Here is a 17219-nt window from a genome sequence, read left to right as displayed (position 1 = left end):
CCGGGCCCCACGCTTGAGACAGGGGAACATTCTCGTGGCACGTGACGTGCTGACCGACCTCAACAAGGTCCGCAACATCGGGATCATGGCGCACATCGACGCCGGGAAGACCACCACCACCGAGCGGATCCTGTTCTACACCGGGATCAACTACAAGCTCGGCGAAGTCCACGACGGCGCCGCCACCATGGACTGGATGGAGGAGGAGCAGAAACGGGGTATCACCATCACCTCGGCTGCCACCACCACCTTCTGGGCCGACCACCAGATCAACCTGATCGACACCCCCGGGCACGTCGACTTCACCGTCGAGGTGGAGCGCAACCTGCGGGTGCTCGACGGCGCGGTCGCGGTCTTCGACGGCAAGGAGGGCGTCGAGCCGCAGTCCGAGCAGGTCTGGCGGCAGGCGGACAAGTATGAGGTCCCGCGCATCTGTTTCGTCAACAAGATGGACAAGCTGGGCGCGGACTTCTACTACACCCTGAAGACGATCGAGGACCGCCTCGGCGTGCGACCGGTGGCGATCCAGCTGCCGATCGGCGCGGAGAACGAGTTCGAGGGCGTCGTCGACCTGGTGCGCATGAAGGCACTGGTCTGGCGCGGCGAGGTCAAGAAGGGCGAGGACTACGCCGTCGAGGACATCCCCGCCGACCTGGCCGACCGTGCGGCCGAGTACCGCGAGAAGCTGATCGAGGCCGTCGCCGAGACCGACGACTCGCTGATGGAGAAGTTCCTCGAGGGCGACGAGCTGACCCAGGACGAGATCAAGGCCGGCATCCGCAAGCTGGTCGTCACCCGCGAGGCGTTCCCGGTGCTGGCCGGCTCCGCGTTCAAGAACAAGGGCGTGCAGCCGATGCTGGACGCGGTCATCGACTACCTGCCGTCGCCGCTGGAGGTGCCGCCGGTCGAGGGCCTGCTGCCCGACGGCGAGACCGTGGTCACCCGCAAGGCGTCCGTGGACGAGCCGTTCGCGGCGCTGGCGTTCAAGATCGCCGCGCACCCGTTCTTCGGGAAGCTGACCTACATCCGGGTCTACTCGGGCAAGGTCGCCTCCGGCGCCCAGCTCGTGAACGCGACGAAGGAGCGCAAGGAGCGCATCGGGAAGATCTTCCAGATGCACTCCAACAAGGAGAACCCGGTCGACGACGCCCAGGCCGGCCACATCTACGCGGTCATCGGGCTGAAGGACACCACGACCGGTGACACCTTGAGCGACCCGCAGAAGCCGATCGTGCTCGAGTCGATGACCTTCCCGGAGCCGGTCATCCGCGTGGCCATCGAGCCCAAGACGAAGGCCGACCAGGAGAAGCTGTCGATCGCGATCCAGCGGCTGGCCGAGGAGGACCCCACCTTCCAGGTCAACCTGGACGAGGAGACCGGGCAGACGATCATCGCCGGCATGGGCGAGCTGCACCTCGAGGTGCTCGTCAACCGGATGAAGTCCGACTACAAGGTCGAGGCGAACATCGGTAAGCCGCAGGTGGCCTACCGCGAGACCATCAAGAAGACGGTGGACAAGCTCGACTTCGTCCACAAGAAGCAGACGGGTGGTTCCGGCCAGTTCGCGAAGGTCATCGTGAAGCTGGAGCCGCTGGAGCGCACCGACGGTGCCCTCTACGAGTTCGACAACAAGGTCACCGGTGGCCGCGTGCCGCGGGAGTACATCCCGTCGGTCGACGCGGGCGCACAGGACGCCATGCAGTACGGCGTGCTGGCCGGCTACCCGCTCGTCGGGTTGAAGTTCACCTTGTTGGATGGCGCGTACCACGAGGTCGACTCTTCGGAGATGGCGTTCAAGATCGCCGGTTCCATGGCGATGAAGGAAGCCGCGAGGAAGGCCGGTCCGGTCATCCTCGAGCCGATGATGGCCGTCGAGGTCACGACTCCCGAGGACTACATGGGTGACGTGATCGGCGACCTCAACTCCCGCCGTGGCCAGATCCAGGCCATGGAGGAGCGCGCCGGTACCCGTGTCGTCAAGGCACTGGTCCCGCTGTCGGAGATGTTCGGTTACGTCGGCGACCTGCGGTCCCGCACCCAGGGTCGTGCGAACTACTCCATGGTGTTCGACTCCTACGCCGAGGTTCCCGCGAACGTCGCGAAGGAAATCATCGCGAAGGCGACGGGGGAGTAATCCCCTTCGCTCGCGGGCTTGAGGGAACACTCCTGAACGTCCGCAGCACTGACGAGAAATATCGTGGGACGGCAGCCACGCCGGGCCCGCGGGCACAAAGCGAAATCCAGTCCAGGAGGACATTCCAGTGGCGAAGGCGAAGTTCGAGCGGAGCAAGCCGCACGTCAACATCGGCACCATCGGTCACGTCGACCACGGCAAGACCACGCTGACCGCGGCGATCACCAAGGTTCTGCACGAGGCGTACCCGGAGCTGAACGAGGCCCGTGCGTTCGACCAGATCGACAACGCGCCGGAAGAGAAGCAGCGCGGTATTACGATCAACATCTCGCACGTCGAGTACCAGACCGAGAAGCGTCACTACGCGCACGTCGACGCTCCCGGTCACGCGGACTACATCAAGAACATGATCACCGGTGCCGCCCAGATGGACGGCGCGATCCTGGTGGTCGCCGCGACCGACGGCCCGATGCCGCAGACCCGCGAGCACGTGCTGCTCGCCCGCCAGGTCGGTGTGCCCTACATCGTCGTGGCGCTGAACAAGTCGGACATGGTCGACGACGAGGAGATCCTCGAGCTCGTCGAGCTGGAGGTCCGTGAACTGCTGTCCTCGCAGGAGTTCCCGGGCGACGACGCGCCGGTCGTGCGCGTTTCCGGCCTCAAGGCCCTCGAGGGCGACGAGAAGTGGTCGGCCGCCGTGCTCGAGCTCATGCACGCCGTCGACGACAACGTGCCGGACCCGGTGCGTGAACTCGACAAGCCGTTCCTGATGCCGATCGAGGACGTCTTCACCATCACCGGCCGCGGCACCGTCGTGACCGGCCGGGTGGAGCGCGGCCAGGTCAACGTGAACGAAGAGGTCGAGATCGTGGGTATCCGCGACAAGTCGACCAAGACCACGGTCACCGGCGTCGAGATGTTCCGCAAGCTGCTCGACTCGGGCCAGGCGGGCGACAACGTCGGCCTCCTGCTGCGCGGTATCAAGCGTGAGGACGTCGAGCGCGGTCAGGTCGTCGTGAAGCCGGGCACCACCACCCCGCACACCGACTTCGAGGGCCGGGTCTACATCCTGGCCAAGGACGAGGGCGGACGGCACACGCCGTTCTTCAACAACTACCGCCCGCAGTTCTACTTCCGCACCACCGACGTGACCGGCGTGGTGACCCTTCCCGAGGGCACCGAGATGGTCATGCCGGGCGACAACACGGACATCTCGGTCCAGCTGATCCAGCCGGTCGCGATGGACGAGGGTCTGCGGTTCGCCATCCGCGAGGGTGGCCGGACCGTCGGCGCGGGCCAGGTCACCAAGATCAACAAGTGATTTCGGCGCCCTCGGCGCGGGGCATACACCCCCGGGTCGAGGGCGTCAAATCACGTGTGCGACACTAATCAGGTTGCTCGTTCCGGGGCGGCCGAACCCTGCGGGGTTCCGGCCGCCCCCGCGCGAGTGGCCACGGTCCGTGGAGCTCTTCCTTCGGGTGAGGCTGGCGGGCACAGGCCGAGAACACGGCACGGTGCTGGTGCACCATCGCCGGCTCGCGGCCTCCTCACGTAGAGGAAGACCAGGCAAGACGACGATCCCGCGGGATCCGTCTGTGCGGTAGGCGCGACACGCCCGACCGCGTGGACCGGGGACAGGGCCGTTGAACTGCTGAAACCCAGGCCTCGGCCTGGGTTGACGAGACAAAGCGGCACGAGACGACAAGGAACGCAGCCACCATGGCGGGACAGAAGATCCGCATTCGGCTCAAGGCCTACGACCACGAGGCGATCGACAGCTCTGCGCGCAAGATCGTGGAGACGGTCACGCGCACCGGCGCCCGGGTTCTCGGGCCGGTGCCGCTGCCCACCGAGAAGAACGTTTACTGCGTCATCCGCTCGCCGCACAAGTACAAGGACTCGCGCGAGCACTTCGAGATGCGCACGCACAAGCGTCTGATCGACATCCTCGACCCGACGCCGAAGACGGTGGACGCGCTCATGCGCATCGACCTCCCGGCGAGCGTCGACGTCAACATCCAGTAAAGCGTTGGGCGAGCGGCGGAGATAAGAGACTCATGTCTGACAGGCAAGTGAAGGGCATCCTGGGCACCAAGCTCGGCATGACCCAGGTCTTCGACGAGCAGAACCGGGTTGTCCCGGTGACCGTCGTCAAGGCCGGTCCGAACGTTGTCACCCAGGTTCGGACTCAGGACAAGGACGGCTACGTGGCCGTGCAGCTGGCGTTCGGCGCGATCGACCCGCGCAAGGTGAACAAGCCGCGCACCGGGCACTACGACAAGGCGGGCGTGACCCCGCGGCGTTACCTCGCCGAGCTGCGTACCAGCGACGCGGAGACCTACGAGGTCGGTCAGGAGATCACCGCCGAGGTGTTCGACGCCGGCGTCTCGGTCGACGTGACCGGTACCAGCAAGGGCAAGGGCTACGCCGGTGTCATGAAGCGCCACGGCTTCAAGGGCCAGGGCGCGAGCCACGGTGCCCAGGCCGTGCACCGCAAGCCGGGCTCGATCGGTGGCTGCGCCACCCCCGGCCGCGTGTTCAAGGGCCTGCGGATGGCGGGCCGGATGGGCAACGACCGGGTCACCACGCAGGGCCTGACCGTGCACGCGGTGCGTGCCGAGGACGGCCTGCTGCTGATCAAGGGCGCCGTGCCCGGTCCCAAGGGCGGCCTGCTGTTCGTGCGCAGCGCCGCGAAGGGTGGTAACTGAGGATGACCAGCGTCGAGCTGAAGACCCCGGCCGGTAAAGCCGACGGCACGCTCGATCTCCCCGCGGAGATCTTCGACGTGCAGGCCAACATCGCGCTGATGCACCAGGTCGTGGTGGCCCAGCAGGCCGCCGCACGCCAGGGCACGCACGACACCAAGACCCGCGGCGAGGTCTCCGGTGGGGGCAAGAAGCCGTACCGCCAGAAGGGCACCGGCCGCGCCCGCCAGGGTTCGACCCGGGCGCCGCAGTTCGCCGGCGGTGGCACCGTGCACGGCCCCACGCCGCGTGACTACACCCAGCGCACCCCGAAGAAGATGAAGGCCGCCGCCCTGCGCGGTGCCCTCTCCGACCGGGCGCGTGCCGGGCAGCTGCACGTGGTCACCGAACTGGTCACCGGCGAGAAGCCCTCGACCAAGACGGCCAAGACCGCCATCGCCGCGGTCACCCAGGCCAAGCGCGTGCTCGTGGTGCTGCACCGGGACGACGAGCTGAGCTGGGTTTCCCTGCGGAACCTGCCGGAGCTCCACCTGATCTGGGCCGACCAGCTCAACACCTACGACGTGCTCGTCAACGACGACGTCGTGTTCACCAAGGCCGCCTACGACGCCTTCGTCGCCGGCCCCGCACGGGGCAAGAGCGGTAAGGCCGTGGCGCGCGAAAGCGAAGTTGCGGAAGGGAGTGACGCGAAGTGAGCTCGATCGCCATCCCTGATCCCCGCGACATCCTGCTCGCGCCGGTCATCTCGGAGAAGTCCTACGGGCTGCTCGAGGACCACAAGTACACGTTCATCGTCCGTCCGGACGCCAACAAGACCCAGATCAAGATCGCGGTCGAGAAGGTGTTCGGCGTCAAGGTGGTCAGCGTCAACACGGCCAACCGTCAGGGCAAGCGGAAGCGGACTCGCGCGGGCTTCGGCAAGCGCAAGGACACCAAGCGCGCCATCGTGACTCTTTCGCCCGAGAGCAAGGCGATCGAGATCTTCGGCGGACCCACCGCGTAAAGGACTGAGCTGACAATGGGCATCCGCAAGTACAAGCCGACGACCCCGGGTCGTCGCGGTTCGAGCGTCTCGGACTTCGCCGAGATCACCCGGTCCACGCCGGAGAAGTCGCTGCTGCGTCCGCTGAGCGGCTCGGGCGGCCGGAACTCCTCGGGCAAGATCACCACCCGGCACAAGGGTGGCGGCCACAAGCGCGCCTACCGCGTGATCGACTTCCGTCGTCACGACAAGGACGGCGTGCCGGCCAAGGTCGCGCACATCGAGTACGACCCCAACCGCACCGCGCGCATCGCGCTGCTGCACTACGCCGACGGCGAGAAGCGCTACATCATCGCCCCGGAGAAGCTGAAGCAGGGCGACAGCATCGAGAACGGTCCGCGCGCGGACATCAAGCCGGGCAACAACCTGCCGCTGCGCAACATCCCGGTCGGCACCGTGATCCACGCGATCGAGCTCCGCCCCGGCGGCGGCGCGAAGATCGCCCGGTCCGCCGGTGCGCGTGTGCAGCTCGTCGCCAAGGACGGTCCGTACGCCCAGCTGCGGATGCCTTCGGGCGAGATCCGCAACGTGGACGTGCGCAACCGCGCCACGGTCGGCGAGGTCGGCAACTCCGAGCACTCGAACATCAACTGGGGCAAGGCAGGCCGCAGCCGCTGGCGCGGCAAGCGCCCCACGGTCCGTGGTGTCGTGATGAACCCGGTCGACCACCCGCACGGTGGTGGTGAAGGGAAGACCTCCGGTGGTCGTCACCCGGTCAACCCGAACGGTAAGCCCGAGGGTCGTACGCGCAAGCGCAAGCAGAGCGACGCCCTCATCGTCCGCCGCCGGCGTACCGGCAAGAAGCGCTGAGCAGGGAGGTAGAACAACATGCCACGTAGCCTCAAGAAGGGCCCGTTCGTGGACGACCACCTGCTCAAGAAGGTGGACGCGCTGAACGAGTCGGGCAAGAAGACCGTGATCAAGACCTGGTCGCGTCGCTCCACGATCATCCCGGACTTCCTGGGTCACACGATCGCGGTGCACGACGGCCGCAAGCACGTCCCGGTGTTCGTCACCGAGTCGATGGTGGGTCACAAGCTGGGCGAGTTCGCCCCGACGCGGACCTTCAAGGGTCACATCAAGGACGACCGCAAGTCGCGCCGCCGCTGAGCGGGCACGATAAGAGACAAGGGAAGTAGCGATGAACGCCCAGAACGACGCGACCGTCGAGGCTGAACTGCCTACGGCGTACGCGCGGGCTCGCTTCGTCCGGGACTCGCCGATGAAGGTGCGCCGGGTGATCGAGCTCATCAAGGGACGTAGCGCCGCCGACGCCTTGGCCGTGCTCCGGTTCGCCCCGCAGGCGGCCAGCGGCCCGGTTGCGAAGGTGCTCGCCAGCGCTGTGGCCAACGCCGAGAACAACCTTCAGCTGGACCCGGAGACGCTCTGGGTCAAGAACGCGTACGCCGACGAGGGCCCGACCCTCAAGCGCATCCGCCCGCGGGCCCAGGGCCGTGCGTACCGGATCCGCAAGCGGACCAGCCACATCACCGTCGAGGTGGAGTCGCGTCCGAAGGCCGACGTGAAGAAGGCGCAGAGCAAGAAGAAGGCAGGTGGCCGGTAGTGGGCCAGAAGATCAACCCGCACGGCTTCCGCCTGGGGATCACCACCGACTGGAAGTCGCGCTGGTACGCCGACAAGCAGTACGCGGAGTACGTGGCCGAGGACGTCAAGATCCGCAAGCTGCTCTCCACGGGCATGGAGCGGGCCGGCATCGCCAAGGTCGAGATCGAGCGCACCCGTGACCGGGTCCGCGTGGACATCCACACCGCCCGGCCGGGCATCGTCATCGGCCGCCGCGGCGCGGAGGCCGACCGGATCCGCGGCGCGCTGGAGAAGCTGACCAAGAAGCAGGTCCAGCTGAACATCCTCGAGGTGAAGAACCCCGAGGCCGACGCGCAGCTGGTCGCACAGGGCGTGGCGGAGCAGCTGAGCAACCGCGTGGCGTTCCGCCGCGCGATGCGCAAGGCGATCCAGAGCTCGATGCGCTCGCCGCAGGTCAAGGGCATTCGCGTGCAGTGCGGCGGTCGTCTCGGCGGTGCCGAGATGTCCCGTTCCGAGCACTACCGCGACGGCCGGGTCCCGCTGCACACGCTGCGTGCCGACATCGACTACGGCTTCTTCGAAGCCAAGACGACGTTCGGCCGGATCGGCGTGAAGGTGTGGATCTACAAGGGTGAGCTGGTCGGTGGCCTGAAGGCCCGCGAGGCGCGGGACGCCGCCGCGGCCGCCGAGCGGGCCCCCCGCCGCGACCGGGGTGACCGGCCGTCCCGTCCGCGCCGTTCCGGTGCGTCGGGCACGACCGCGACCTCGACCGAGGCCGGGCGCGCCGCTGCCGCCGCCAAGAGCGACACCGCGACCGAGGCGGCCCCGGCTGCCGAGACCGCAGAAAAGACGGAGGGCTGAGACGTGCTCATCCCGCGCAAGGTCAAGCACCGGAAGCAGCACTCCCCGAAGCGCCACGGCGCCGCGAAGGGCGGTACGAAGGTCAACTTCGGCGAGTTCGGCATCCAGGCGCTCGAGCACAGCTACGTGACGAACCGGCAGATCGAGTCCGCGCGTATCGCGATGACCCGGCACATCAAGCGTGGCGGCAAGGTGTGGACCACGATCTACCCGGACCGCCCGCTGACCAAGAAGCCGGCCGAAACCCGGATGGGTTCCGGTAAGGGCTCGCCGGAGTGGTGGATCGCCAACGTCAAGCCGGGCCGCGTGATGTTCGAGATCAGCTTCCCGAACGAGGAGACCGCCCGCGAGGCGCTCCGTCGCGCGATCCACAAGCTGCCCATGAAGTGCCGCATCGTGACCCGTGAAGGTGGTGAGTTCTGATGGCGAGCGGAGCCGCTCAGGCATCCGAGCTTCGTGAGCTCACCGCGGAGGAGCTCGTGCTGCGTCTGAAGGAGTACAAGGAGGAGCTGTTCAACCTCCGTTTCCAGATGGCGACCGGGCAGCTGGACAACAACCGTCGGCTGCGCACCGTCCGCACGGACATCGCGCGGATCTACACGGTCATGCGTGAGCGCGAGCTCGGCCTGTCCGTGGCCCCCGACACCGAGAGTGAAGGTGCCGCATGAGCGAGCCCACCACCGAGAAGGTCGTGCGGAACTACCGCAAGGTCCGCGAGGGCTATGTCGTCTCGGACAAGATGGACAAGACGATCGTGGTCGAGCTCGAGGACCGCAAGAAGCACCCGCGTTACGCGAAGGTTCTCCGCAGCACCACCAAGGTGAAGGTGCACGACGAGAACAACGAGGCGGGCGTGGGCGACCGGGTCACCCTGATGGAGACCCGGCCGCTGTCGGCGACGAAGCGCTGGCGTCTGGTGCAGGTCGTGGAGAAGGCCAAGTAAGCAGGGCTCTTTCTGAGTCCTTAGTTCCGCAAGGCTCGTGTCGAGCGAGAACCAGCGCGACATACAGGAGTTGACGTGATCCAGCAGGAGTCGCGGCTTCGGGTTGCCGACAACACGGGTGCGAAGGAAATCCTCTGCATCCGTGTGCTCGGCGGTTCCGGGCGGCGCTACGCCGGTATCGGCGACATCATCGTCGCCACCGTGAAGGACGCCATCCCGGCCGCCGGGGTGAAGAAGGGCGACGTGGTCAAGGCCGTGATCGTCCGCACGGTGAAGGAACGCCGTCGTGCCGACGGGTCCTACATCCGCTTCGACGAGAACGCCGCCGTGCTCATCAAGAACGACAACGAGCCCCGGGGCACCCGCATCTTCGGCCCGGTGGGCCGCGAGCTGCGCGACCGAAAGTTCATGAAGATCATTTCGCTCGCGCCGGAGGTGTTGTGATGAAGGTGAAGAAGGGCGACACGGTCGTCGTCATCGCCGGCAAGGACAAGGGTGCCAAGGGCAAGGTCATCCAGGCCTACCCGGAGCGCGAGCGCGTCCTGGTCGAGGGCGTGAACCGGATCAAGAAGCACACCCGGATCAGCCAGACCCAGCGTGGCGCGCAGTCCGGCGGCATCGTCACCCAGGAAGCGCCCATCCACGTGTCGAACGTGATGGTCGTGGACTCGGACGGCAAGCCGGCCCGGGTGGGCTACCGCATCGGCGAGGACGGCAAGAAGGTCCGGGTCTCGCGCCGGAACGGTAAGGACATCTGACATGACCACCGCAGAGAAGATCGTGCCGCGTCTGAAGACCCGGTACCGCGAAGAGATCAAGGGCGAGCTCCAGAAGGAGTTCTCCATCGCCAACGTGCACCAGATTCCCGGCGTCGTGAAGGTCGTCGTGAACATGGGTGTCGGTGACGCCGCCCGCGACAGCAAGCTGATCGAGGGCGCGGTCCGCGACCTCTCCCTGATCACCGGTCAGAAGCCGGAGGTCCGCCGGGCCCGCAAGTCCATCGCGCAGTTCAAGCTGCGGGAGGGGCAGCCGATCGGCGCGCGCGTGACGCTGCGTGGCGACCGGATGTGGGAGTTCCTGGACCGGCTGCTCACCATCGCGCTGCCCCGGATCCGCGACTTCCGCGGTCTCTCGGCCAAGCAGTTCGACGGCAACGGCAACTACACGTTCGGTCTCAACGAGCAGTCGATGTTCCACGAGATCAACCCCGACGACATCGATCGTCCGCGCGGCATGGACGTCACGGTCGTCACGACCGCCACCACCGACGACGAGGGCCGGGCGCTGCTGCGCAAGCTCGGCTTCCCGTTCAAGGAGAACTGAGCCGATGGCCAAGAAAGCGCTGATCAGCAAGGCTGCCCGGAAGCCGAAGTTCTCGGTGCGCGCCTACACCCGCTGCAACCGGTGCGGCCGGCCGCACTCGGTGTACCGCAAGTTCGGGCTCTGCCGGATCTGCCTCCGGGAGATGGCGCACGCGGGCGAGCTGCCCGGTGTCCACAAGTCCAGCTGGTAAGGCTCGAAACTCTATTTCCCAGTTCGCCACAGGCCCCACCCCGCCTGCCCGGGACACCGGAGACAGGTGCGGGGGTGGGGAACCAGGCGAGAAAGGTTGACAGGTCACCATGACGATGACCGACCCCATCGCAGACTTCTTGACCCGTCTGCGTAACGCGAACTCGGCATACCACGACGAGGTCGTGCTTCCGCACTCGAAGATCAAGGCGAACATCGCCGAGATCCTCAAGCGTGAGGGCTACATCTCGGGCTACCACGATGAGCCGGGCGAGAAGCACAAGAACCTGATCGTCGAGCTGAAGTACGGCCCGAACCGCGAGCGCAGCATCGCCGGTCTCCGGCGGGTGTCCAAGCCCGGTCTGCGGGTGTACGCAAAATCGACCGAACTGCCGTCCGTGCTGGGTGGCCTCGGCGTCGCGATCATCTCGACGTCCGGTGGCCTGCAGACCGACCGGCAGGCCAAGCGCAACAACGTGGGCGGCGAAGTCCTCGCCTACGTCTGGTAAGGGAGGGGGCACAGACATGTCACGCATCGGAAAGCTGCCGGTCGCCGTCCCCTCCGGGGTCGAGGTGACCATCGACGGTCAGCACATTCACGTCAAGGGGCCGAAGGGCACCCTGGAGCACACCGTCGCCGAGCCGATCATCGTCGAGCGCGGCGAGGACGGTGCTCTCCTGGTCAAGCGCCCGGACGACGAGCGCGAGAGCCGGGCTCTGCACGGCCTCACCCGTACGCTGGTGAACAACCTCGTGGTGGGCGTGACCGACGGCTACGAGAAGAAGCTCGAGATCCACGGCGTCGGTTACCGCGTGCAGGCCAAGGGCTCGGACCTCGAGTTCGCCCTCGGCTACAGCCACCCGGTGAAGATCGAGGCCCCCGACGGCATCACCTTCAAGGTGGAGTCGCCCACCCGGTTCTCGGTCTCCGGCATCGACAAGCAGAAGGTCGGCGAGACGGCCGCGGTCATCCGCAAGCTGCGCCGTCCGGACCCGTACAAGGGCAAGGGCCTGCGCTACGAGGGTGAGAAGATCCGCCGCAAGGTCGGAAAGACGGGTAAGTGATCATGAGCGACACGACTACCACGAAGCGCAAGCCGGTCGGCAAGGACATCTCGACCCGCCGCCGCGTCGCGAAGACCCGCCGGCACTTCCGCCTCCGCAAGAAGATCAACGGTACGCCGGTGCGTCCTCGGCTGGTCGTCAAGCGGTCCTCGCGGCACATCGCCGTACAGGTGATCGACGACCTCGCCGGTCACACGCTGGTGTCGGCGTCCACCCTCGAGGCCGACCTGCGGTCGTTCGACGGGGACAAGAAGGCCAAGGCCGCGAAGGTCGGCGAGCTCGTCGCCGAGCGGGCCAAGGCAGCCGGCATCGAGGCCGTGGTGTTCGACCGTGGCGGCAACGCCTACCACGGCCGCATCGCCGCGCTCGCCGACGCCGCCCGCGAGGCGGGGTTGAAGTTCTGATGCACATGCTCGTGAATGGAAGGAAAGCCTGATGCCGGGACGTACACGGCAATTCGGCGGCGGCCAGGGCGGACCGGGTCAGGGCGGCAACGACCGCGGTGACCGTCGGGACCGTCGGGACCGGCGCGACGGCGGCCGTGGCGGGGCGGCCCAGGACAAGTCCCCGCACCTCGAGAAGGTCGTCACGATCAACCGCGTGGCCAAGGTCGTCAAGGGTGGTCGGCGCTTCAGCTTCACCGCCCTGGTGGTCGTGGGCGACGGCGACGGTCAGGTCGGCGTCGGCTACGGCAAGGCCAAGGAAGTTCCCGCGGCCATCGCCAAGGGCGTCGAGGAGGCGAAGAAGAACTTCTTCCGCGTGCCTCGCGTCGCCGGCACCATCCCGCACCCGATCCAGGGTGAGGAGGCCGCCGGGGTGGTCATGCTGCGTCCGGCGTCCGCCGGTACCGGGGTCATCGCCGGTGGCCCGGTCCGCGCGGTGCTGGAGTGCGCGGGGATCCAGGACGTGCTGTCGAAGTCGCTCGGCTCCGACAACGCCATCAACATCGTGCACGCGACCGTGGCGGCCCTGAAGGGTCTGCAGCGTCCGGAGGAGGTGGCCGCTCGCCGCGGTCTGCCGCTCGAGGACGTTGCTCCGGCCCGGATGCTGCGCCAGCGTGCCGGCCAGGGGGTCTGACATGGCTCAGCTCAAGGTCACCCAGGTCAAGAGCAAGATCGGCACGAAGCACGAGCACCGCGAGTCGCTGCGCACCCTCGGGCTGCGCAAGATCCGCCAGAGCGTCGTGCGTGAGGACAGCCCCCAGGTGCGCGGTCTCATCCACACCGTCCGCCACCTGGTGGAGGTCGAGGAGGTCCAGGCATGACCGCCATCAAGATCCACCACCTGCGCCCGGCGCCGGGGTCCAAGCGCGACAAGATCCGCGTGGGCCGTGGTGAGGGTTCGAAGGGCAAGACCGCCGGCCGCGGCACGAAGGGCACCAAGGCCCGCAAGAACGTGCCCGCCGGCTTCGAGGGTGGGCAGATGCCCATCCACATGCGGCTGCCGAAGCTGCGTGGGTTCAAGAACCGGTTCCGCACCGAGTACCAGCCGGTGAACGTGGGCGACATCGCCCGGGTGTTCGCCGACGGTGGCAAGGTGGGCCCGCAGGAGCTGGCCGCGCACGGTCTCGTGCGCAAGGGCAAGCTCGTGAAGGTGCTCGGCAACGGCGACGTCGACGGCGTCAAGCTCGACGTCACCGCCGACGCCTTCTCCGGCTCCGCCAAGGAGAAGCTCGCGGCTGCCGGTGGCTCGGCCACCGTCAACTGAGCGAGACGAGTCCACAGCGGCCCGTCCGGCATCCGCCGGGCGGGCCCGCTGCGTTTTCCGTGCCGGAGAGGGAAAACCCGTCGAACGACGGGGGCCGAACAGGTGATCATCTTTCCCCCGAGTGGCCTCACCTGCGGGCGAGCGGGCAGGGCCGCCGCGGAAAACGCACACGCGCTGCGGGCCGGGCCGACGAAGCTGTTAGAGTCGGCTGCACGCTTCCGGGACCAGTGTGCCCTGAAGCGTTCCTGGCTTGCCTGCCAGTGAAATAGAGTTCCTGCCGGTCCCGTGCCGGCCAAGCCGTTCGCCGGCCGGAACGACCGGCGACGCCGAGGAGGTCCCCCGCGTGCTCAGCGCCTTCCGCTCGGCTCTCGCGACGCCGGATCTACGCAAGAAGATCCTGTTCACGCTAGCCATCGTCGCGGTCTACCGGATCGGTGCCGCCATCCCGGCTCCGGGGATCTCGTTCTCCGCCGTGCAGGCGTGCACGAACCAGGCCGACCAGCAGGGCGTGTACCAGCTGCTCAACCTGTTCAGCGGTGGTGCGTTGCTGCAGCTGTCGCTGTTCGCGACGGGCATCATGCCCTACATCACCGCGAGCATCATCGTGCAGCTGCTCACCGTGGTCATCCCGCGGTTCGAGGAGCTGAAGAAGGAAGGCCAGTCCGGTCAGAACAAGCTGACCCAGTACACCCGGTACCTCACGATCGCGCTGGCGATCCTGCAGGCCACCGGCGTGGTCGCGCTGGCCGACCGCGGCACTCTGTTCCAGGGCTGCTCGCAGCAGATCATCCCGGACAACAGCATCTACTCGCTGGCGCTGATCGTGGTCACCATGACCGCGGGCACCGCGGTGATGATGTGGCTGGGTGAGCTGATCACCGAGCGCGGCGTCGGCAACGGCATGTCGGTGCTGATCTTCCTGAACATCGCCGCCCGTATCCCGACCGAGGGCGCGAACATCCTGAGCAACGGCGGTGGCGTCGCGCTCGTCGTGGTGTGCGCGTTCGGCCTGGTGATCATCGCCAGCGTCATCTTCGTGGAGCAGGGCCAGCGCCGGATCCCGGTGCAGTACGCGAAGCGGATGATCGGCAGGCGGATGTACGGCGGTACGTCGACCTACCTGCCGATCAAGGTCAACCAGGCCGGTGTCATCCCGGTCATCTTCGCCTCGTCGCTGCTGTACCTGCCGCAGCTGATCAGCCAGCTGATCGGCGACCCGAACAGCAACTCGGGGTGGCAGTCGTTCATCCAGAACTACATCGTGAACCAGGGCAGCTGGGTGCACATCCTGCTCTACTTCGCGCTGATCATCTTCTTCACCTACTTCTACATCACCATCACGTTCAACGTGGACGAGCGGGCCGAGGAGATGAAGAAGTTCGGCGGCTTCATCCCGGGCATCCGTCCCGGCAGGCCGACCGCCGAATACCTGAGCTTCGTGCTCGGCCGGATCACCCTGCCGGGCTCGCTCTACCTGGGCATCATCGCGATCCTCCCGAACTTCTTCCTGTCCCTCACCGGTAGCGGGAACAACCAGAACTTCCCGTTCGGTGGCACGGCTGTGCTGATCATGGTCGGTGTCGGTCTCGACACCGTGAAGCAGATCGAAAGCCAGCTGATGCAGCGCAACTACGAAGGGTTCCTGAAGTGACGCGACTGGTTCTCGTCGGACCGCCCGGCGCGGGCAAGGGCACACAGGCGCTGGCCCTGTCCGAGCAGCTGCGGATCCCGCACATCTCGACCGGTGACCTGTTCCGTGCGCACGTCGGCCAGGAGACCCCGCTCGGCCAGGAGGCGAAGCGCTACCTGGACTCGGGCGAGCTGGTCCCGGACTCGGTCACCAACGAGATGGTGCGCGAGCGGCTGGCCGAACCGGACGCCAAGGCCGGCTTCCTGCTCGACGGCTTCCCCCGCAACACCAAGCAGGCCGAGGTGCTCGGCGAGATGCTGACCGAGGCGGACAGCAGGCTCGACGCGGTGATCCAGCTGCAGGTGCCCGAGGACGTGGTGGTCGGCAGGCTGATGTCGCGCGGACGCTCGGACGACACCGAGGACGTCATCCGCCGTCGCCAGCAGGTCTACGTGTCGGAGACGGCGCCGCTGCTGGAGTACTACGCGGACATCCTGGTGACGGTCGACGGCGTGGGCGCGGTGGACGAGATTTCCGGCCGGGTGCTGGAAGCGCTGCGCGACCGCACGTGAATCTCGGAGGACTGCGTGTTCTGCACCTGCTCCGGCGTGGGCGCATGATCGAGGTCAAGACGCCCGGCGAACTGCAGGCGATGCGCGAGGCCGGGCTGGTCGTCGCGCGCACCCTTGCCGCGGTCCGGGAACAGGCCCGGCCCGGCGTGAGCACCGCCGAGCTCGACGAGCTGGCCGAACAGACGATCCGGGACGCCGGCGCCGTGCCCTCGTTCAAGGGCTACCACGGTTTCCCGGCGTCGATCTGCGCCTCGGCGAACGAGCAGATCGTGCACGGCATCCCGGCGAAGCAGCAGGTGTTGGCCGAGGGTGACCTGCTCTCGGTCGACTGCGGTGCGATCCTGGACGGCTGGCACGGCGACTCCGCGGTGACGCTGGCCATCGGCACCGTCAGCGAGCGCGACCGGAAGCTGTCCGAGGCCACCGAACGGGCGATGTGGGCCGGGATCGAGGCGGTGCGGGCCGGTGCCCGGCTGACCGACATCTCGCATTCGGTGCAGACCGCGGCCGAGCACGCCGGCCGGGACCACGGCATCGACTACGGGATGATCCTCGAGTACGGCGGGCACGGGATCGGCCGCCAGATGCACATGGAGCCGTTCCTGCCGAACGTCGGCAAACCGGGCAAGGGGCCCCGGCTCAAGCCCGGGATGGCGCTCGCGGTCGAACCCATGCTGACCGGCGGCGGGGGAGAGACCCTGGAGCTGGAGGACGGCTGGACGGTCGTCACCGCGGACGGCTCGCGGGCCGCGCACTGGGAGCACACCGTCGCGATCACCGAGGACGGCCCGTGGGTGCTCACCGCACCCGGATGACGCTCCTCCGGTGGTGAATCCCCGGTCCGGCTGACGTCGGCTCCCAGCACGCCCACCCCGGTTCGCCGGGCGCGACACGGGTTGCGTACACTGTCAAGTCGGCGCGCTCGTACGCCGGTTCCAACGTGCTCGTGAATCGTCGCGAACAAGGGAGTCGGGGTGGAGTGTGCCGGACGCAGCACTCAGTAAGCAAGGACTCGAGCTCGAGAACGATCGCGCTGTGCGTTCGGGCGTGAATCAGGATTGCGGAGGACATGGCTAAGAAAGACGGGGCCATCGAGGTCGAAGGCCGCGTGGTGGAGCCGCTCCCCAACGCGATGTTCCGTGTCGAACTGGAGAACGGCCACAAGGTTCTCGCGCACATCAGCGGCAAGATGCGGCAGCACTACATCCGCATCCTGCCGGAGGACCGGGTACTCGTGGAGCTGTCGCCCTACGACCTGTCCCGCGGCCGCATCGTCTACCGCTACAAGTGATCGCGCGAGAGCCGAGAAGAGCAGGAAGCAGGAAGACGTGAAGGTCCAGCCGAGCGTCAAGAAGATCTGCGACAAGTGCAAGGTGATCCGCCGTCACGGCCGGATCATGGTGATCTGCGACAACCTGCGCCACAAGCAGCGTCAGGGCTGAACACCGCACTGCAGCAGGCCGCTTGACGGCTACCCACCCTCCCCGTACCTACCGGACCGCC

General features: G+C 67.2%; 28 protein-coding genes. All 28 read left to right on the top strand.

What is annotated here, in order from left to right; all coding sequences use genetic code 11:
- Positions 1 to 34: 34 nt before the first annotated feature.
- The 28 genes from fusA (at position 35) to rpmJ (ending at position 17158) form a co-directional block, all read left to right on the top strand.
- Positions 35 to 2134 carry an elongation factor G gene (gene fusA, locus BJY18_RS19505; protein WP_184781332.1) on the top strand — a complete coding sequence of 700 codons (2100 nt, stop codon included), beginning with the start codon at positions 35 to 37 and terminating at the stop codon, positions 2132 to 2134.
- Between the two features lie 127 nt (positions 2135 to 2261).
- Entirely contained in the window at positions 2262 to 3455 is a 1194-nt protein-coding gene (gene tuf, locus BJY18_RS19500) for an elongation factor Tu (protein ID WP_184781331.1), read from the top strand.
- A 398-nt stretch (positions 3456 to 3853) separates the two neighbouring features.
- Positions 3854 to 4159, top strand: coding sequence for a 30S ribosomal protein S10 (gene rpsJ, locus BJY18_RS19495; RefSeq protein WP_098511615.1), 306 nt, complete (start codon positions 3854 to 3856; stop codon positions 4157 to 4159).
- A 32-nt stretch (positions 4160 to 4191) separates the two neighbouring features.
- Positions 4192 to 4842, top strand: coding sequence for a 50S ribosomal protein L3 (rplC, locus tag BJY18_RS19490; RefSeq protein WP_184781330.1), 651 nt, complete (start codon positions 4192 to 4194; stop codon positions 4840 to 4842).
- 2 nt (positions 4843 to 4844) lie between these two features.
- On the top strand, positions 4845 to 5534 hold the full coding sequence (gene rplD, locus BJY18_RS19485) for a 50S ribosomal protein L4 (RefSeq protein ID WP_184781329.1): 690 nt from the start codon (positions 4845 to 4847) through the stop codon (positions 5532 to 5534).
- The gene (gene rplW / locus BJY18_RS19480) at positions 5531 to 5842 is read left to right on the top strand and encodes a 50S ribosomal protein L23 (protein ID WP_098511610.1); all 312 of its coding nucleotides are present in this window, start codon (positions 5531 to 5533) and stop codon (positions 5840 to 5842) included. The genes rplD and rplW overlap by 4 nt, the downstream gene beginning before the upstream one ends.
- A gap of 15 nt (positions 5843 to 5857) precedes the next feature.
- Positions 5858 to 6691 carry a 50S ribosomal protein L2 gene (gene rplB / locus BJY18_RS19475; RefSeq protein WP_184781328.1) on the top strand — a complete coding sequence of 278 codons (834 nt, stop codon included), beginning with the start codon at positions 5858 to 5860 and terminating at the stop codon, positions 6689 to 6691.
- A gap of 18 nt (positions 6692 to 6709) precedes the next feature.
- A complete protein-coding gene (gene rpsS, locus BJY18_RS19470) occupies positions 6710 to 6991 on the top strand; it encodes a 30S ribosomal protein S19 (protein WP_184781327.1) in 282 nt (93 codons plus the stop codon).
- Positions 6992 to 7022: 31 nt separating this feature from the next.
- A complete protein-coding gene (gene rplV / locus BJY18_RS19465; protein ID WP_184781326.1) occupies positions 7023 to 7445 on the top strand; it encodes a 50S ribosomal protein L22 in 423 nt (140 codons plus the stop codon).
- Positions 7445 to 8287: a 30S ribosomal protein S3 gene (gene rpsC, locus BJY18_RS19460; protein ID WP_184781325.1), complete on the top strand. Its 843-nt coding sequence runs from the start codon at positions 7445 to 7447 to the stop codon at positions 8285 to 8287. The genes rplV and rpsC overlap by 1 nt, the downstream gene beginning before the upstream one ends.
- Positions 8288 to 8290: 3 nt before the next feature.
- On the top strand, positions 8291 to 8710 hold the full coding sequence (gene rplP, locus BJY18_RS19455; protein WP_184781324.1) for a 50S ribosomal protein L16: 420 nt from the start codon (positions 8291 to 8293) through the stop codon (positions 8708 to 8710).
- Positions 8710 to 8955 (top strand): 50S ribosomal protein L29, encoded by a 246-nt coding sequence (gene rpmC, locus BJY18_RS19450; RefSeq protein ID WP_184781323.1) that lies wholly within the window; start codon positions 8710 to 8712, stop codon positions 8953 to 8955. The genes rplP and rpmC overlap by 1 nt, the downstream gene beginning before the upstream one ends.
- Positions 8952 to 9230, top strand: a complete 279-nt coding sequence (gene rpsQ / locus BJY18_RS19445) for a 30S ribosomal protein S17 (RefSeq protein ID WP_184781322.1) — start codon at positions 8952 to 8954, stop codon at positions 9228 to 9230. The genes rpmC and rpsQ overlap by 4 nt, the downstream gene beginning before the upstream one ends.
- 75 nt (positions 9231 to 9305) lie before the next feature.
- Positions 9306 to 9674 carry a 50S ribosomal protein L14 gene (gene rplN / locus BJY18_RS19440; RefSeq protein ID WP_098511599.1) on the top strand — a complete coding sequence of 123 codons (369 nt, stop codon included), beginning with the start codon at positions 9306 to 9308 and terminating at the stop codon, positions 9672 to 9674.
- Positions 9674 to 9988, top strand: a complete 315-nt coding sequence (gene rplX, locus BJY18_RS19435) for a 50S ribosomal protein L24 (RefSeq protein WP_184781321.1) — start codon at positions 9674 to 9676, stop codon at positions 9986 to 9988. The genes rplN and rplX overlap by 1 nt, the downstream gene beginning before the upstream one ends.
- A 1-nt stretch (position 9989) precedes the next feature.
- Positions 9990 to 10553, top strand: coding sequence for a 50S ribosomal protein L5 (gene rplE, locus BJY18_RS19430; protein ID WP_184781320.1), 564 nt, complete (start codon positions 9990 to 9992; stop codon positions 10551 to 10553).
- A 4-nt stretch (positions 10554 to 10557) separates the two neighbouring features.
- A complete protein-coding gene (locus BJY18_RS19425) occupies positions 10558 to 10743 on the top strand; it encodes a type Z 30S ribosomal protein S14 (RefSeq protein WP_184781319.1) in 186 nt (61 codons plus the stop codon).
- 109 nt (positions 10744 to 10852) lie between these two features.
- Positions 10853 to 11251 (top strand): 30S ribosomal protein S8, encoded by a 399-nt coding sequence (gene rpsH / locus BJY18_RS19420; RefSeq protein WP_184781318.1) that lies wholly within the window; start codon positions 10853 to 10855, stop codon positions 11249 to 11251.
- A gap of 16 nt (positions 11252 to 11267) precedes the next feature.
- On the top strand, positions 11268 to 11807 hold the full coding sequence (gene rplF, locus BJY18_RS19415) for a 50S ribosomal protein L6 (protein WP_184781317.1): 540 nt from the start codon (positions 11268 to 11270) through the stop codon (positions 11805 to 11807).
- 2 nt (positions 11808 to 11809) lie between these two features.
- A complete protein-coding gene (gene rplR / locus BJY18_RS19410; protein ID WP_221457832.1) occupies positions 11810 to 12211 on the top strand; it encodes a 50S ribosomal protein L18 in 402 nt (133 codons plus the stop codon).
- A gap of 31 nt (positions 12212 to 12242) precedes the next feature.
- Positions 12243 to 12884, top strand: coding sequence for a 30S ribosomal protein S5 (rpsE, locus tag BJY18_RS19405; protein ID WP_184781316.1), 642 nt, complete (start codon positions 12243 to 12245; stop codon positions 12882 to 12884).
- Between the two features lies 1 nt (position 12885).
- On the top strand, positions 12886 to 13071 hold the full coding sequence (gene rpmD, locus BJY18_RS19400; RefSeq protein ID WP_184781315.1) for a 50S ribosomal protein L30: 186 nt from the start codon (positions 12886 to 12888) through the stop codon (positions 13069 to 13071).
- Positions 13068 to 13514: a 50S ribosomal protein L15 gene (gene rplO, locus BJY18_RS19395; protein WP_184781314.1), complete on the top strand. Its 447-nt coding sequence runs from the start codon at positions 13068 to 13070 to the stop codon at positions 13512 to 13514. Before rpmD ends, rplO begins: the two co-directional genes overlap by 4 nt.
- 343 nt (positions 13515 to 13857) lie before the next feature.
- Complete coding sequence (gene secY, locus BJY18_RS19390) at positions 13858 to 15165, top strand: preprotein translocase subunit SecY (protein ID WP_184781313.1); 1308 nt, start codon at positions 13858 to 13860, stop codon at positions 15163 to 15165.
- Positions 15162 to 15716, top strand: coding sequence for an adenylate kinase (locus BJY18_RS19385; RefSeq protein ID WP_184781312.1), 555 nt, complete (start codon positions 15162 to 15164; stop codon positions 15714 to 15716). Before secY ends, BJY18_RS19385 begins: the two co-directional genes overlap by 4 nt.
- Before the next feature lie 44 nt (positions 15717 to 15760).
- A complete protein-coding gene (gene map / locus BJY18_RS19380) occupies positions 15761 to 16531 on the top strand; it encodes a type I methionyl aminopeptidase (protein ID WP_184781311.1) in 771 nt (256 codons plus the stop codon).
- Positions 16532 to 16785: 254 nt separating this feature from the next.
- Positions 16786 to 17007, top strand: coding sequence for a translation initiation factor IF-1 (infA, locus tag BJY18_RS19375; protein WP_098511584.1), 222 nt, complete (start codon positions 16786 to 16788; stop codon positions 17005 to 17007).
- Between the two features lie 37 nt (positions 17008 to 17044).
- The gene (rpmJ, locus tag BJY18_RS19370) at positions 17045 to 17158 is read left to right on the top strand and encodes a 50S ribosomal protein L36 (RefSeq protein ID WP_153393239.1); all 114 of its coding nucleotides are present in this window, start codon (positions 17045 to 17047) and stop codon (positions 17156 to 17158) included.
- Positions 17159 to 17219 lie beyond the last annotated feature (61 nt).

This window comes from Amycolatopsis jiangsuensis (genome assembly GCF_014204865.1).
GTDB lineage: Bacteria > Actinomycetota > Actinomycetes > Mycobacteriales > Pseudonocardiaceae > Amycolatopsis > Amycolatopsis jiangsuensis.
The sequence above is the reverse complement of the archived record's forward strand: the minus strand, read 5'-3'. Positions and strand labels throughout refer to the sequence as shown.

Coding starts and splice junctions, on each gene's coding strand:
- rplB (WP_184781328.1), top strand. CDS start 5,858: ATGGGCATCCGCAAGTACAAGCCGACGACCCCGGGTCGTCGCGGTTCG.
- rpsJ (WP_098511615.1), top strand. CDS start 3,854: ATGGCGGGACAGAAGATCCGCATTCGGCTCAAGGCCTACGACCACGAG.
- rpsE (WP_184781316.1), top strand. CDS start 12,243: ATGCCGGGACGTACACGGCAATTCGGCGGCGGCCAGGGCGGACCGGGT.
- map (WP_184781311.1), top strand. CDS start 15,761: ATGATCGAGGTCAAGACGCCCGGCGAACTGCAGGCGATGCGCGAGGCC.
- rplD (WP_184781329.1), top strand. CDS start 4,845: ATGACCAGCGTCGAGCTGAAGACCCCGGCCGGTAAAGCCGACGGCACG.
- rplR (WP_221457832.1), top strand. CDS start 11,810: ATGAGCGACACGACTACCACGAAGCGCAAGCCGGTCGGCAAGGACATC.
- rplC (WP_184781330.1), top strand. CDS start 4,192: ATGTCTGACAGGCAAGTGAAGGGCATCCTGGGCACCAAGCTCGGCATG.
- infA (WP_098511584.1), top strand. CDS start 16,786: ATGGCTAAGAAAGACGGGGCCATCGAGGTCGAAGGCCGCGTGGTGGAG.
- rpsH (WP_184781318.1), top strand. CDS start 10,853: ATGACGATGACCGACCCCATCGCAGACTTCTTGACCCGTCTGCGTAAC.
- rplF (WP_184781317.1), top strand. CDS start 11,268: ATGTCACGCATCGGAAAGCTGCCGGTCGCCGTCCCCTCCGGGGTCGAG.
- BJY18_RS19425 (WP_184781319.1), top strand. CDS start 10,558: ATGGCCAAGAAAGCGCTGATCAGCAAGGCTGCCCGGAAGCCGAAGTTC.
- rplE (WP_184781320.1), top strand. CDS start 9,990: ATGACCACCGCAGAGAAGATCGTGCCGCGTCTGAAGACCCGGTACCGC.
- rplX (WP_184781321.1), top strand. CDS start 9,674: ATGAAGGTGAAGAAGGGCGACACGGTCGTCGTCATCGCCGGCAAGGAC.
- rpmC (WP_184781323.1), top strand. CDS start 8,710: ATGGCGAGCGGAGCCGCTCAGGCATCCGAGCTTCGTGAGCTCACCGCG.
- rpsS (WP_184781327.1), top strand. CDS start 6,710: ATGCCACGTAGCCTCAAGAAGGGCCCGTTCGTGGACGACCACCTGCTC.
- rpsQ (WP_184781322.1), top strand. CDS start 8,952: ATGAGCGAGCCCACCACCGAGAAGGTCGTGCGGAACTACCGCAAGGTC.
- rplV (WP_184781326.1), top strand. CDS start 7,023: ATGAACGCCCAGAACGACGCGACCGTCGAGGCTGAACTGCCTACGGCG.
- rplO (WP_184781314.1), top strand. CDS start 13,068: ATGACCGCCATCAAGATCCACCACCTGCGCCCGGCGCCGGGGTCCAAG.
- rpmD (WP_184781315.1), top strand. CDS start 12,886: ATGGCTCAGCTCAAGGTCACCCAGGTCAAGAGCAAGATCGGCACGAAG.